The sequence below is a fragment of the Alkalibacterium pelagium genome, from assembly GCF_900109325.1.
GTDB lineage: Bacteria > Bacillota > Bacilli > Lactobacillales > Carnobacteriaceae_A > Alkalibacterium > Alkalibacterium pelagium.
The window spans coordinates 10,710-25,741 of sequence record NZ_FNZU01000018.1 but is presented as its reverse complement, the minus strand read 5'-3'; the positions used below and the strand labels follow the sequence as shown (position 1 = coordinate 25,741).

At 43.1% G+C, this 15,032-nt stretch carries 12 protein-coding genes; 2 read left to right on the top strand and 10 right to left on the bottom strand.

Going from position 1 to position 15,032, the window contains the following annotated elements:
• Positions 1 to 510 precede the first annotated feature (510 nt).
• On the bottom strand, positions 511 to 741 hold the full coding sequence (locus BMX79_RS11645) for a DUF2969 family protein (protein WP_091482884.1): 231 nt from the start codon (positions 739 to 741) through the stop codon (positions 511 to 513).
• A gap of 171 nt (positions 742 to 912) precedes the next feature.
• On the opposite strand from BMX79_RS11645, the gene BMX79_RS11640 reads away from it, so the two are divergent.
• Positions 913 to 1,803 (top strand): fumarylacetoacetate hydrolase family protein, encoded by an 891-nt coding sequence (locus BMX79_RS11640; RefSeq protein WP_091482882.1) that lies wholly within the window; start codon positions 913 to 915, stop codon positions 1,801 to 1,803.
• Between the two features lie 158 nt (positions 1,804 to 1,961).
• Here BMX79_RS11640 and BMX79_RS11635 read toward each other — a convergent pair whose 3' ends face one another.
• From BMX79_RS11635 to BMX79_RS11595, 9 genes are all read right to left on the bottom strand, one after another.
• Positions 1,962 to 3,680, bottom strand: a complete 1,719-nt coding sequence (locus tag BMX79_RS11635; RefSeq protein WP_091482879.1) for a Na/Pi cotransporter family protein — start codon at positions 3,678 to 3,680, stop codon at positions 1,962 to 1,964.
• A 443-nt stretch (positions 3,681 to 4,123) separates the two neighbouring features.
• Positions 4,124 to 5,494, bottom strand: coding sequence for a M20/M25/M40 family metallo-hydrolase (locus BMX79_RS11630; RefSeq protein ID WP_091482876.1), 1,371 nt, complete (start codon positions 5,492 to 5,494; stop codon positions 4,124 to 4,126).
• 75 nt (positions 5,495 to 5,569) lie between these two features.
• Complete coding sequence (locus BMX79_RS11625) at positions 5,570 to 6,550, bottom strand: ABC transporter ATP-binding protein (RefSeq protein WP_246117703.1); 981 nt, start codon at positions 6,548 to 6,550, stop codon at positions 5,570 to 5,572.
• The gene (locus tag BMX79_RS11620) at positions 6,534 to 7,628 is read right to left on the bottom strand and encodes an ABC transporter ATP-binding protein (protein WP_091482872.1); all 1,095 of its coding nucleotides are present in this window, start codon (positions 7,626 to 7,628) and stop codon (positions 6,534 to 6,536) included. The genes BMX79_RS11625 and BMX79_RS11620 overlap by 17 nt, the downstream gene beginning before the upstream one ends.
• A 111-nt stretch (positions 7,629 to 7,739) precedes the next feature.
• A complete protein-coding gene (locus BMX79_RS11615; RefSeq protein ID WP_091482869.1) occupies positions 7,740 to 9,428 on the bottom strand; it encodes an ABC transporter substrate-binding protein in 1,689 nt (562 codons plus the stop codon).
• 125 nt (positions 9,429 to 9,553) lie between these two features.
• Positions 9,554 to 10,507, bottom strand: a complete 954-nt coding sequence (locus BMX79_RS11610; RefSeq protein WP_218025386.1) for an ABC transporter permease — start codon at positions 10,505 to 10,507, stop codon at positions 9,554 to 9,556.
• Between the two features lie 15 nt (positions 10,508 to 10,522).
• Positions 10,523 to 11,473 carry an ABC transporter permease gene (locus BMX79_RS11605; protein ID WP_091482867.1) on the bottom strand — a complete coding sequence of 317 codons (951 nt, stop codon included), beginning with the start codon at positions 11,471 to 11,473 and terminating at the stop codon, positions 10,523 to 10,525.
• A gap of 37 nt (positions 11,474 to 11,510) precedes the next feature.
• Positions 11,511 to 12,707, bottom strand: a complete 1,197-nt coding sequence (locus BMX79_RS11600; protein WP_091482865.1) for a M20 metallopeptidase family protein — start codon at positions 12,705 to 12,707, stop codon at positions 11,511 to 11,513.
• Between the two features lie 19 nt (positions 12,708 to 12,726).
• Entirely contained in the window at positions 12,727 to 13,953 is a 1,227-nt protein-coding gene (locus BMX79_RS11595; protein ID WP_091482863.1) for an amidohydrolase, read from the bottom strand.
• 441 nt (positions 13,954 to 14,394) lie between these two features.
• On the opposite strand from BMX79_RS11595, the gene BMX79_RS11590 reads away from it, so the two are divergent.
• Complete coding sequence (locus BMX79_RS11590; protein ID WP_091482861.1) at positions 14,395 to 14,760, top strand: hypothetical protein; 366 nt, start codon at positions 14,395 to 14,397, stop codon at positions 14,758 to 14,760.
• The last annotated feature ends 272 nt before the right edge of the window (positions 14,761 to 15,032 follow it).

Below are 15,032 nucleotides of genomic sequence, written 5' to 3'. Positions count from 1 at the left end.
CACATCTACATACTCTTTCGCTTCCAGCTTATCCCTTTGTAGCTTGCCAACCTGTCGGTTGTTTTCTGCGTTTGTCATAATGCCTAACCTCCAATCTTCAAAGTATTGATATTGTTCGGTCCTTCGGTACATTTTCCCTACTATGACCTCGGCTGACTTCTCGCCATTCGTTGTTACTACTATGCGCTGACGAGACCTCCCCGGGTAAGAACGACAACCTTCTGCTCATGTCACTGCTTCATTTACTCAATAGAATTCGGGCAGTATCGGACTTCACTTTGTCATGCAAGCTCATCCGTTATATTAAGCCTTGGTATGAAGTTTCTGTTCGTCAGTGCAAGCATTTGCGTCCGTCTTCCTTCAGATTCCGCCTCACGGCGGACACCCTTGACTTTCGCTAACAGTTCCTACTGCCAAGTCTGTAGTGGACTTTCACCACCAAGTTGTCGCCCATGCCGGGCGCACATGAAAAAAGCAAAGCAGGAACGGCTGCTTTGCTTCTTAATTATATTATTCGTCGTGCAGGTTGTATTCTTCAATAATCAGCTGGATACCTTCGTCCACTGACCGGGCCGTACGTTTTTTTCCGGTCTTAAACTCAACGGTAACAGGTCCATCATTATTCTGCATGATTTTTCCGATTACTTTTTTTCTGACGACCAGTTCCAGTTCTGTATACTCTTTAGTATTTTTAGCTGTCTCATTAATTTCCACTTCTATTTGCTTATTGCGTTTTGCCATCGTTCATTCCTCCACTATCTTCACTGACATCCGTTTCATAAGTGTACTAAAAACACTCTTCGAGAGCAAGGTTTACTTATCAGGTATTGCTCATTTATCACAAACGTTATTTTTGTCAACCCTTATCTTTTAACATATAATTTAACTAGCTAATAAGAAGGGGATAGTATAATGAGACTTGTACGCTACAATCTATCGAAAAGTTCAACAGAGCGTTTAGGTATCCAGATAGAAGACGGCATACTGGAAATGGACAGATTAGCTGATCATTTAAACTGCCCCATTCCGATGACGATGAGAGAATTGCTTAAGGATCACGACAAAGGTATTGAGCAGCTGAAGGCTGTCCTTGATCGCGCGAAAGATCTTCATTTTGACATGAGTCAATATCTATTGTCTGAAGCAGACTTCCGCTACCTGCCTGTCATAGGCGATCCTGAAAAAATTCTCTGTGTCGGTTTGAACTATGTCGATCACGTCAAAGCCACCGGTGCAGATGTTCCTGTCAATCCCGTATTTTTCAACAAATTTCCAAATGCATTGGCAGCACATAAACAAGTTATCCCGCTCCCTGTTATTTCTCAGAAAGTCGATTATGAGGCGGAACTGGTCATAATGATTGGGGAGTATGCTAACAGCGTAAGTGAAGCAGAAGCTAAAAAAGCTGTTTTAGGTTACACCGTTGGTAACGACATCAGCGAAAGAAACTATCAGTTCCAGTCTTCCCAATGGATGATCGGAAAAACTTTTGATTTTTTTGGTCCAGTTGGTCCTGTCTTAGTCACTAAAGACGAAATTGAAGATGTCAATAATTTATCGATCCACACTAAGCGCAATAACGAACTGGTGCAGAACAGTTCAACATCCAATATGATATTTTCTGTAGAGAGAATAGTAAGTGAAGCCAGCCAGTACATGACGCTAAAACCGGGGGATCTGATTTTCACGGGAACACCTAGTGGCGTCATTGTTGAACAGAAGGATCCCAACTGGCTGAAGTCCGAAGATGTAGTGGAACTTACCATTGAGCACATTGGGACTCTATGTAATCAAATGATTTAAAATGGAACTGGTATACAAAGAATGATTGAACTGAAAAAGAGCTGGCCAAACCGGCCAGCTCTTTTTCAGTATCTGCTGAATTAAAACTTTTCAGGATACAGCTATCATAAAAGGAGTGTGTGGAACAGGTCCACACACTCCTTTTTGCTAGTCTTATTTTAGATGTCTTTTCCTTCAAATGCACGCGTGTGTTTGGATACAGTCTTTCTGTCCCCTGGCTGGAACGGGAATCTTAACCCGATTGCATGTTTAGCAATCTTAACCGAGTGGTCAGACATTCTCTCCAAGTTTGATACGATATCTACAAACAGAATTCCGTCTGAAGGACGGCCTTCACCACTATTCAGACGCTGAATGTATTTACGTCGAATATCTTCTTCCAGGCGGTTGACTTCTTTTTCTCGCTGAAGCACTTTTCCGGCTAAGGAATAGCTGTCCTCTATGAAGGAACTGATGGCTTCTTCAATATTCTGCTGCACCAGGTGGAACAGTGCAATCAGATCCTCATCATAAAAAATCTTTTCTGGTTCTTTTAATCCTTTAGATTTGGCTGCTTTCTTACTTGCTTTTACGGCTTCATTAACGTTGCTGATAATGTTTTCCGAGTGATCACCTATACGTTCCAGATACTTCGTAATATCCATCATCTGAGAGTGTTCCACGGCACTTTTAATTGGCAGATCTTCCACAGAAATTTTCATTAAGTATTCTGTCAGGTTCATATCGATTTTATTGACGATTTCTTCTAAATGAAGGGTATTGGCCAAGTCTTCATCCTGCTGCCTCTGATAATACTTGAACATTTCCTTGTATTCCTTAACAACGAAATCCCCCATCTGACCCAGTTCCAGCTTAGCCTGGTTTAAAGCTACTGAGGGAACGGTGTTAATGATCGTATGATCCAGAGTAGAATCGTAGTCAATGATCGAATCATCACCAGGGACGATTTTAGTGACCAGTCTCGCCAGGTGATCAATAAACCACATCTGAATGAGCACGTTGACCACATTGAAGAGTCCATGGGAGAATGCGATTCTCATTGCCGGATTCAGGTTAAAAATCGGTGTGACTGCATAAATCAGCTGAGTGAACGGCCCAACAATCATCAGAATAACTAAGGTACCAACCAGGTTGAAAATGACATGAGAGGCGGCAGTACGCTTTGCGGCAACACTCGATCCGACGCCGGCCAGTACTGCTGTAATCGTAGTCCCGATATTGCTTCCGAAAAGGATCGGCAGTGCGCCCTCAAGAGCAATTTGACCTTGAGAATAAAGCTCCTGTAGTATTCCTATACTGGCACTGGAGCTTTGTACAAGAAAAGTGAACATTGTTCCTATTCCTACACCTAGTGGCAGGTTTTCAGAAAGGCTGATCATCAGGTCCCGAAAGACTTGCAGGTCTCTCAGCGGATACATGGCGTCCCCCATGAGCTCAAGTCCCAGGAATAACGCCCCGAAACCGAAGATTGTCTGACCAAGGGTAGCAATAATCGGCTTCTTGGAGAAGAAAATCATAAATGATCCGACCGCCAATATAGGCAAGGCATAGGCTCCTATATCCAGACCGATAACGAACGCTGTAATCGTCGTCCCAATGTTGGCCCCCATAATGACCCCGATCGCCTGCCTCAGCTTCATGAAGCCAGCACTTACCAGTCCAACTGCAAGGACTGTTGTCCCGGATGAACTTTGAATCGCTACTGTAACAGCAATCCCCGCAAGAATTGCCCTAAAAGGTGTTGCCGTAAATTTGTTTAAAATCTCTCTTAAGCTATCTCCTGCTGATTTCTGCAGGCCATCTCCCATAAATTTTAAACCGAACAGGAAAATACCCAGTCCACCAAAAAAGGTGAATAGTAACTGTTGTATGTCCAATCATAACCCTCCATCTTAATATTTAGAACAAAAATAAATACCAGAGTGGCTGCCTGTAAAAGGCCGATCATCATAATGCCGCTCCGGGTAGTATAGTTATTATCTTAAATCTAATTGGCGCTAAAATGAACCACAATATTTCAAATGAGAAAATTTTAATCGTTTTCAGAACGATTCTCTCTTATCCTGCTACTCACAATATAACGCTTACATATGACCATTAAGTTAACTTTCTTTATTCACGAATTTAACAAACGTCAGAATAGCTAATCATTCGTATATAAGTGATTTACTTACGAAATAAAACGCTACCAAAAATAATAATGATATAATCCATCATTATATGTCTTTACACCCAATTTACACGATGTTCACACTTTCGTAACAAATTATGAGACACTAATCCTATTAAGGCACGCAAAAAAACAGAGAAAGTCTCTGTTTTAAGCGTCTTTAAATTGTTGGAGGAACTTAACCATATGAAGGGTGCCTTCTTCAAAGTCCTTTAATCTGACGGACTCATTAGGTGCATGGGCCTTACCTTCTGCATGCCCGCATCCGCTGCTTGCTACAGGGATACCTAAATGCTGCCCAAAACTGTACATCGGGCCTGTTCCTGCATTTGTTGGAGACAGGACGACGTTGTCCGGTCCACCGTAAATCTCTTCTGCAGATTTTCTGACTGTCTGTACGAACGGGTCATCTATATCTGAACGGAACGCTTTCTGCCCTTTTAAAAGTACAAGTTCGACATCAGAAAACCCATTCCTATCGAGATGCTGTCTGATCAGCTGTTCGATTTTCTTAGGATCCTGTCCAGGAACAAGCCGACAGTCCAGTTTAGCTGAAGCTTTTCGAGGAAGGACTGTCTTTGTGCCTTCTTCAGTATAGCCAGATAAGAGACCGCAAATCGTCATCGTCGGATAAAATGCCAGAGCTTCTTCCGCTGTCCAGTCGAGCTTGTCGGTAATGAATGGATGTTTGAGCCCATATATGTCTGAGATTTTTTTCTGGCTGACTGTACGCTCATGAACTGCTTTCAATGCAGATGAAGAAGGAGGCTTTATATCATCATAGAAGCCGTCAACCAGTACTTTATTATCCTTGTCTCTCAATGAAGCCAGAGCATGCGTCAGTCGCCAGGCGGCATTGTCAACCACTGCTCCAAGTGAGGAATGGATATCGACGTCGGCACTTTCAACAAACAGATCGAAGTAAGCCATACCTTTGACGCCCGTCTCAATGACGAACTGTTCATTTTCATTCTTTCCTCCAAATTCCCAGATACACCCGTCACTTTCAAATAAATCGGCATACTTTTCGATGTAGGCGTTCAGGTTCGGACTGCCGTTTTCCTCTTCTCCTTCAATGAGGAATTTGACGTTACATGGCAGGCCCTCCTCGGTGTTAAGCAAGTGCTCTATCGCATATAAACGAATAACTAGGTTCGCTTTGTTGTCAGTTACTCCTCTACAATACAGTTTTCCGTCTACTACAGTTGGTTCAAATGGTGGTGTTTCCCACTCATCTACTGGGTCCTCAGGTTGAACATCATAGTGATTGTAGAAAAGAACCGTTTTTTCAGCGTTCCCTTCTGGTCCGGCCTTGAAGTAAGCGTAAACGACCGGATTTCCTCCCAGATCATCCAGTATTCGTGTTTCTCCTCCGGTTCTTTCGATCATATCTTTAACGTAAGCTACAGTGGGTAAAATCGATAGATTTTGAGTAGAGACCGAATCCAGCCTCAAATAATCATAGAACTCATCCTGATGAGCATTGATAATCTCTGTGACACTTTCCAAACTCTTCTGCATTTTCAGTCCTCCATCTAAAGAAAAAGACACAGGTAATCCAGTTCCTTACAAACTGCTTACCAGTGTCTTCTTGCCTCAGGCATATTGTTGTTTCGCTTGTCTCAGCAGTTTTTCCCGTTTTTTCTTGTAGAGTGCAATTTCATCTTTGTGACAGTAAATAAAGTGCTCCGGTGCAATCTCATGCAGCCCGACATTACTGTGGTCATCATAATGATGATACTTAGGATCGTATTCAGTCCTGACACGTTTACGTTCCGCTTCAGGATCCGGTGTCGGAATGGCAGAAAGCAGTGACTCCGTATAAGGATGGAGCGGAGCAATATACAATTCATCTGCCTCACATACTTCAAGAACCCGTCCACTGTTCATGACCCCGATCCTGTCACTGATATATTTAACCATCGACAAATCATGGGCAATAAACAGATACGTCAAATTGTTCTGCTCTTTCAATTCTTTGAGTAAATTGACAACTTGGGCTTGGATTGAGACATCCAAAGCAGAGATCGCCTCATCACAGATAATAAAATCCGGTTCAACAGCCAATGCTCTAGCAATACCAACACGCTGACACTGTCCACCTGAGAATTCACTAGGGTAACGGTTGGCAAACTGGCGATTCAGCCCTACCGATTCAAGAAGCTCATAGACGCGTTTAGTTCTTTCTTTGCTGTTCTGGGTCATGCCATGAACTTTAAGTGCCCCTCCGATGATTTCCTTGACAGTCAGCCTCGGGTTAAGGGACGCATAAGGATCCTGAAAAATCATCTGCATGGATTTACGGAAGGTAAGCAAGTCCTTACGGCGCTTGATGTCATTAATATCCTGTCCTTTATAGGAGATTTGGCCTCCGGTGATATCACCCAGTTTAATCAATGCTCTTCCGGTCGTTGATTTTCCACTTCCAGATTCTCCAACTAAACCGAACGTTTCACCTTCATAGATGGAGAAGCTGACATCTTTAACAGCTCGCACTTCATTCTTCTTTCCAGCATTAAAGTACTGTTTCAATTCAGAAATTTCTACAATAGCTTTCTTTTCAGCTTCTGCTACCAAGGGCTTCCCCTCCCATCTCATTGATTTCTCCCTTTCCCAAGTAAAGGGACTCAAATTTAGCCTTACGTCTTCTGACTTCTTCTGGTGGCTCAACCGCTGGTGCACTTGGGTGGAGCAGCCATGTTTTAGCATAATGCGTATCTGACACTTTAAACATGTCAGGTTCTTCATGGAAATCGATTTCCAGAGCAAACTCATTTCTAGGGGCAAAAGCATCCCCTACTGGTGGATGAAGCAGATTCGGAGGTGAACCAGGAATCGTGTACAACTCTGTCTGTCCCACATCTAACGTCGGCATTGATGCCAGTAGTCCCCAGGTATAAGGGTGCATTGGGTTATAGAAAATTTCGTCTGCAGTGCCATGTTCGACAATTTGACCTGCGTACATAACTGCTACACGATCTGCCATCTGAGCAACTACTCCCAAGTCGTGTGTGATAAAAATAATGGAAGTGTCCAGTTCTTTTTTCAATTTGTTCATAAGTCCGAGAATCTGAGCCTGAATAGTTACATCAAGGGCAGTCGTCGGTTCATCCGCTATCAGTATTTTAGGCTCACAAGCCAGTGCGATCGCAATCATGACACGCTGTCTCATCCCACCTGAAAACTGATGGGGATAACTTTTATAATTTTCAGTAGGATTTTTAATCCCAACAAGATCCATTAGATCAAGTGCCTGTTTTTTTGCTTCTTCCTTACTGACACCTTTGTGTTTAACAATAGGTTCAGCAATTTGTTTTCCTACTTGCATCGTTGGATTTAAAGAGGTCATTGGATCCTGGAAAATCATTGCAATATCATTTCCACGCACTTTCTGCATCTCTTTCTCTGAAAGTTTCAACAAGTCCGTTCCTTCAAAAAGTATTTCTCCACTTTCAATCATAGTATTTTTTTTAGGCAGCAGACGATTGATTGCTTTTGTGGAAACTGATTTTCCACTACCTGACTCACCTACGATGGCCAGTGTTTCACCTTTTTTCAAGGTGAAGTCAACGCCTCTGACAGCTTTAACTACTCCTTCAAATGTCTGGAAAGAAATCGCCAAGTCTTTAACTTCCAATATCGTTCTATCTTCCATTTCTTTCACCTCATTTTCTTTTTCCTGTTGTCCTATATAAACACGGGAAGAGACACACACTAAAAACTGATTAATGAGTGTCTCTATCCACTTGTTTGTCAGATCAGCACATTAGTCTTGAGGATCCAGTGTCCATTCGTGCAGGTCGTGCAGTGAACCTGCCCAGTATTCTTTGATTCCGCCATTCAGGTAGTCTACTCGAACCCCGAATTGAGAGTCAGAGTAAAGTGGGACAATTGGCATTTCATCTTGAAGGTGCTGCTGCAGTTCAGCGTACACTGGGTATCGCTCATCAAAATCTGTTCCTGACATTCCTTGTTCAATCAGGTCATCAATAACTGGATCTTCTACTCCCATGTTATTTGAAGCACCACCGGTCTGAACATAGCTGGCAATGTTAGGGTCAGCAGTATGTCCCCATCCCATCAGGCCGATATCATAGTCCAGATCGTTTGCCATTGCTAACCAAGTCGGGAAGTCATAGTTGGACTGATTGACTTCTACTCCGATTTCAGATAACCACTGCTCGATCAAGTCACCATTCTGCTCGCGGACCGCGTTACCTGTTGGTACAACGAATTCAAGTGGCGTATCGAAGTCGAACCCAGCTTCTTCCAGCATTTCTCTAGCAAGATCCGGATCATATGGAAGCGGCTCAAGGTCTTCGTCTTTATACGGACTTGCAGAAGAATATGTGGAGGCCAGAACTTCCCCACGACCTTCCAGAAGATTTTCTACTGTCAGTTCACGATTAAGTGCATAAGCAAATGCTTGACGAACTTGTGGATCATCAAAGCGTTCATTGTTAATGATCATGTACTGACCATTGAAACTTGGGAACTCATCTACTACCAGCCCGTCAATGTCTTCCAGCAGTGAGATATCCTGAACAGGAACCATACCGATTCCTCCACCGGCTGCCATATGCAGATTTCCTGCCTGGAACTCTGTGATCATTGCTGTACCATTCATGATACGCGCATAGACTGTCTCAATTTCCGGTGCGCCTCTGTAGTAATCTGGATTTGCTTCCAGGTGAACATAGTTATCTGTATCGTATTCAACGAACTCATAAGCTCCACTGAAGACGCTAGGCATCGTAGCTGCTTCTGAGTTTGGAATATCAGCCACTTCAATATCTCCAAAGACATGTTCCGGAGCAATCAGAACGTTAAATCCAAGGAACTCTGACAAGTAGGCCAGATCGACTGGGCTCTTAGTTGTGATGGTCAATGTTTTCTCGTCTACGACTTCCACACCTGGCAGTTCATCATATTCCTCTAGACGGACACCTGATGAATTTGTTCCTTCGATCATTGCCACGCTTGTTCCTAGTGATGTTTCAACTTCTGGATCCGCAATCGTGTTTAAAGTGAAAGCCACGTCATTAGCAGTAACAGGTTCCCCATCAGACCAGTTCGCATTTTCATCAATAGTTACTGTAAAGACCTGGTTATCTTCGGTTTCAAATGAGCCTAAGGCAGGTTCGAAACTGTCTGCAGTCGGCATCGTCAGCAGGCTGTCATAAAAGAAGCGCTGGATCCAGGTACCTGCTACACCAGGACGATAAAATGGATTGAAACTATCCGGTGCATTGGTCAGACCGACCATTAAAGTAGAGGTATCTCCTTCTTCAACTTCAGGTACATCACCTTCAGCTGCCGTTTCTTCAGTATCATCCCCACCCGTTGCGCCATCGTCTTCAAGATCAGGCACATCGCCATTTCCACAAGCCGCCAGTACTAAAGATGATGCAAACATAACTGTTCCATATTTAAGCATTTTTTTCATTTTAGACATATTAGTCTCCCCTTTGTAAGTAATCCCCCGTAGGTGACACTTGTATAAAACTATGTGTGAATCGTTTATTTATCTATGGTTCTGATTTTACTGTTGCTCGGCATAAGAGCTTTCCCCTTCAGCTCCTATGCTTTGTTTTCTCCTTCAATTGCTTGTCTCAGTCCATCTCCTATAAAGTTGATGGCCAGTACCGCTACAAATATTAATATCCCTGCTGGAATCCATCGCCATGGTTCATAAGCCAGAACTCTTAGAGACTGAGCTTCTGACAGAATATTTCCCCAGCTTGGACGTGGTCTCTGTACACCGACACCGAGGAAGCTTAAAGATGCTTCTGTTAAAATCGCTGTCGCAATCCCGAATGTCGCATTCACGAGAATAGGCGATAATACATTTGGCAGTATATGGATAAACAGAATACCCGGAGTTGAGTAACCTGTAGCGACAGCTGCCAGAACAAAGTCCTGTTTTTTCAGTGTCAGCACTTGCCCTCTGACCAGCCGGCATAACGGCGGCCAGCTCAACACTCCAAGGACGATGGTAACAACCCACAGCCCAGATCCCAGTAATGAAACAAGTGTTAAAATAACCATGAAAAACGGAAAGGACATGAAAGCTTCTGTAATCCTCATGATGACACTGTCTACAAATCCCCCAAAGTAACCGGAGACGAGGCCCAATGTCGTTCCGATAATGACGTAGACCATAACAGAACCTAACCCTACAATCATTGATACTTGCGTACCATGAATCAGTCGGGAGAGAACATCTCGACCAATATCGTCTGTTCCGAGATAGAAGTTATCATAAGGCGCTGCCTGAAACCGACCAACTGAAGCGTCCCGCGGGTGTGGTGCAATCTGATTTGCAAAAACGGCAGTCAGTACAAGAATGATAAAGATAACGAGACTGACGACTGCTACTTTGTTCTTAAAGAAACGTTTCGCCACTGTTTTTATATAACTATCGCCATCTGTAGCGATCTGCTCGGCTTCATTTCCTGGAAAATTGACTCTTTCCACTGCATCTACTAAATGAAACATAGCTTCAGCGTTTTTATTTCCGACATTTTGTGCCATTTGTCTCCCTCCTTTCTAATTGTATTTGATACGTGGATCAACGACTGCATACATAATATCAACCAGCAGGTTCGCAAACAGTACAACGACCGCTGAGAGGACGGTAATGGCCATAAGCATCGGGTATTCCCTCTGCTGAATTGCCATGATCGTCAGTCGTCCCAGACCGGGCCACTGGAAAATCTGCTCAGTGACAATAGCTCCACCGACCAGTCTCGGTAAATCAGTTCCGATGATGGTAATGACTGGTATCAATGCATTTCTTATTCCATGTCGAGTCAAAATCACTTCAGAAGCCAGACCTTTTGCTGTGGCGGTCCTGATATAATTTTCCCCATATACTTGAATCATAGTAGCTCTCATGTATCGGGTCATATTTGCAATATAGAATGCTGATAAGACAATGACTGGCAGCACTAAATGATGAATAGCGCTCAGGAATCCTCCTGATCCCCCTAACTCGGACATCCCTCCGGTTGGAAACCATCTTAACTGGACGGAGAATATATAGATGAGTCCAAGTCCCAGAAAGAAGTTTGGTATTGATACACCAACGAACGATCCTCCGGTCAGTAGATTGTCGACCCAAGTTCCATTTTTTCTAGCACTGATGATCCCCAAAGGAATTGCTATTAAATATGAGAAGACAAGTGTGGTTCCCATAAGTGTGATTGTCGGTCCTATTCGAGAAATCAGAATTGGCAGTACAGGATAACGTGTTGAGTAGTTGATACCCAAGTCCCCCTGAAGTGCTCGTCCCAACCATCTGAAATATTGAATATGATAAGGCTGATCCAGACCTAACGCTCGCCTTGTTGCTTCAATCTGAACCGGCGTAGCATCCGGACTGACATATAGATCTGTCGGACTTCCTGGAGCCAGGTTCATCATGATAAAGGCGCCGACTGAAATCATCAGTAGAACTGGAATCGCCGTCAGCAGTCGTTTTATAATGTATTTTTTCATAGTCATCCCTTCTTTCTTTAGATGGCATTGTCATCTTTTAAGCTGATTGTCCTTGAAGATACGTTCTGATCAGAGAAAGAAATACTTCTCCTGATCTCAGAAGTGCCCGTTCATCAATTTCAAATTTTGGATGGTGGTGAGGAAAAGCATCTGAGTTTTCCGGAGGCTGTGCCCCTACTCTTAAGAACGCTCCTGGTTTTTCTTTCAGGAAGTAGGCAAAATCTTCGCCTCCCATCGATTCCTTCACTTCAGCTACCTCATTTTCTGGAAAATCTTCAAGGAGAGAAGCTTTTACTACATCCACGACTTCAGGTGTATTTTCGATAGCTGGATACCCTTTGGTATAATCCACTTCCACAGTTGCATCATATGCTGCAGCAATACTCTGACTCATCGATTTCAGCTTCGATTCCACAAGTTCCTGGACATCTTGATGAAGAGTCCGAACGGTTCCTTTTATTTCTGTTGAGTCAGCAATTATATTGTAAGCTTCGCCTCCCGACTGAAAACCGGCAAATGTCAGAACGGCTGGCTTCACAGGATCTGTCATCCGACTGATGATCTGCTGAAGATTCGTTACGATCTGAGCTCCGACAGTCAAAGCGTCATGCGTATCATGCGGGGCAGCACCGTGGCCACCTTTCCCTTGAATTTTCATATTGAATGAATCGGAGTTCGCTGAACCGAACGCTACATTGTAGAAGACTTTATTTAAAGGTTGTGTCGCACCGAGATGAATGCCGAAAACGTAATCGACCCCTTCAAGTGCTCCATCTTCTACCATTGATTTTGCTCCTCCAGGCAGGACTTCTTCAGCGTGCTGGTGAAGCAGGACAAGTGTCCCGTGAAGTTCATCAGTATGTTTAGCCATTACTTTAGCCACACTGAGTAATGATGCGGTATGACCATCATGACCGCAGGCATGCATGATTCCTTCATTTTTGGATTTGAATGGTGATTCCACTTCCTCTTTCACTTGAAGAGCATCAAAGTCAGCTCGAAGTGCGATCGTCGGTCCAGGATGCTGACCCTTGATTTTTGCAACGATTCCATATCCATTTCCTACATTCGTTCGAATATCTTCGATACCGAATGATTCAAGTTTTTCTTTGACGAAGCGAGCTGTTTCAACTTCTTCGAATGAAGGCTCCGGATGAGCATGGAGGTGTCTGCGCCATGCTACTGTTTCCAGATAATTCTCCTTCAGCTCCTCTTTCCATTTCTCAAAACTCATGAAACATCCCTCTTTCTGTTTATTCCCCTACTGCGTGGTGTGAGTCGGAAGATACGACTGAAGTGTCCATCAGATAATGCCCTACAATATCTATAAAGCACTTGGCTCCAGTCAGCATAGCCCGTTCATCAAAATCAAATTTTGGATGGTGATGTGGATATGTGATGCCTTTTTCCTTGTTTCCGGAATGAACGAAGAAAAACGATCCCGGTCTCTCCTGAAGGAAATAAGCAAAATCTTCGCCGCCCATACGTAATGGTATTGGTTCAACATTCACGTCTTTACGGTTGGCTTCAAATAATGTACTGATCAGTTGTGTTTCTTCTATATGATTGAACAGTGCCGGATATCCTCTTGTATAGGTCACTTTGCATGTGGCACCGTGGGCTTCACATATGCTTTCAGTCATGGTTTTAATTTTCTCTTCAACCAAGTTTCTCAAATCAGGATCAAAGGTTCTGACGGTTCCTTTAAGCAATGCTTTGTCCGCAATAACATTATTGGCCCCGTCCCCAGCTTTAAAAGTTGAGAAAGTCAGCACCCCAGACTGAGTCGGATCTTTCTTCCGACTAATAATGGTCTGCAGCTGATTGACGACAAATGAAGCAACGACTACTGCGTCGACTGTCGAACTTGGATGAGCTGCGTGGCCCCCTTTTCCCTGAATCTCTATACTGAAGAAATCAGGTGCTGCCATAGCGTAGCCTTCACAGTATGAAACCGTTCCGTATTCAAGCGGCGATCTGAGGTGTAATCCATATACCGCATCGACATCTTCAAGCACTCCTGCGTCGACCATTGCCTTACCCCCACCGGGAAGGACTTCTTCTGCATGCTGGAAAATGAATTTTACCGATCCGGATAGTTTATCCTCATGAGCTTTCAGAACTTTAGCTACACTTAGTAAAGTAGCCGTGTGTCCATCATGACCACAGGCGTGCATCACACCGGGATTCCTAGAAGCGAAACTCAATCCCGTTTCTTCTTCAATGCGAAGCGCGTCGAAATCAGCGCGAAAAGCGATAACAGGACCATAATTCGCCCCCCTCAGGTAAGCAGTGATGCCTCCCCCGCCTACATTTTCTTCTACTTCTTCGTATCCAAATTCTCTTAATTTATCTGCTATAAATTGCCTGGTATTCCATTCCTCGAAAGAAGGCTCCGGATTTTCATGAAGGTGCCTTCGCCATTGAACGGTTTCTGGAAACAAGTGATTTAATGCTTCTTCCAGTGATTCAATTGACATGACTAAATCACTCCTCTAAAAAGTTTGATGAGAACAAATGAGAAATCTATCATTATTCTTATCGTTTTTTAAAGTGTATACATAGGCCAAGACTTTGTCAATGAGTTTTATGAGAAAGATTATCATTTTATTTTAATCTATGAAGACTTTTGTTAAGCTATTTCCCATAAAAAAGATGATAAAAGCGGTTACAATTATTCATGTGTCCGAAATGTGACATATAACCAGTATTATTCATATGATGCATAATTAAAGTATATTTCTCTGCTTAATGTACTTACATTTAATAAGTGACAAAGGATTGAACAATAAAAGAATATCATGTGACAGAGCGTTACTTTTTGTTTACTACAGGTTCAAAAGGTTATAAACTATATGAAGATTAAAATAACTCGCAGACTAGGTTAGACCAATAGCCAAGTGCGAGTCGAGGTGAAATGAATGAAAGAATGTGTACGTTCAGAATACGATGAGTTGGAACAATACGCACACTCTATCGGGATGACTCCTGAAGAATATGCGATTAGCCTGCACAAGAAAAATCAGCAAGTCAAATCTGTTCTCCTTGGGAATGGTCCCGAGTTTAAACAGTTTGTTAATGATTTTCATAAAATTCTTGATGATCTCGCTATCTATAAGGAATCTGGGGCTAAAAAACAGACCTGTGACCATTACCAGCTGATCAAGAAAGTGGTTCATCTCCTTAAATCCTCAAGCACGGACCCTAAACTGCTTGCTCAGTTATATAGACACTATCCAAATGGAATTGAAGAAGAACTGAATAACCTGAATAAACGTATTGGATAATTGGGATAATAGATAGACTATACTAATCGCTAGTCTTTCCTGGATACACCCATTATACTTAAACGATTTAAATAAATAGGCCTGAGAATCCACTATTGGAGGGATTCTCAGGCCTTCTTTTTGGTCTTGTCTCAGTGTGTGTTCCATTAAATCATTATCTTTGGAGACACATCCTTTAGGCTCGTCAGTTGGGTCCAAGACGCGTCTTACGACCTACTCGGCTGCGTGGCGGCTCGCCAGTTGGTTCCAAGATGCTTCTTGCGACTCACTCG

Bases quoted from the DNA above. Each gene is read 5' to 3' on its own strand.
- BMX79_RS11645 (WP_091482884.1), bottom strand. From the start codon at position 741: ATGGCAAAACGCAATAAGCAAATAGAAGTGGAAATTAATGAGACAGCT.
- BMX79_RS11615 (WP_091482869.1), bottom strand. From the start codon at position 9,428: ATGTCTAAAATGAAAAAAATGCTTAAATATGGAACAGTTATGTTTGCA.
- BMX79_RS11620 (WP_091482872.1), bottom strand. From the start codon at position 7,628: ATGGAAGATAGAACGATATTGGAAGTTAAAGACTTGGCGATTTCTTTC.
- BMX79_RS11610 (WP_218025386.1), bottom strand. From the start codon at position 10,507: ATGGCACAAAATGTCGGAAATAAAAACGCTGAAGCTATGTTTCATTTA.
- BMX79_RS11605 (WP_091482867.1), bottom strand. From the start codon at position 11,473: ATGAAAAAATACATTATAAAACGACTGCTGACGGCGATTCCAGTTCTA.
- BMX79_RS11595 (WP_091482863.1), bottom strand. From the start codon at position 13,953: ATGTCAATTGAATCACTGGAAGAAGCATTAAATCACTTGTTTCCAGAA.
- BMX79_RS11590 (WP_091482861.1), top strand. From the start codon at position 14,395: ATGAAAGAATGTGTACGTTCAGAATACGATGAGTTGGAACAATACGCA.
- BMX79_RS11630 (WP_091482876.1), bottom strand. From the start codon at position 5,494: ATGCAGAAGAGTTTGGAAAGTGTCACAGAGATTATCAATGCTCATCAG.
- BMX79_RS11640 (WP_091482882.1), top strand. From the start codon at position 913: ATGAGACTTGTACGCTACAATCTATCGAAAAGTTCAACAGAGCGTTTA.
- BMX79_RS11600 (WP_091482865.1), bottom strand. From the start codon at position 12,707: ATGAGTTTTGAGAAATGGAAAGAGGAGCTGAAGGAGAATTATCTGGAA.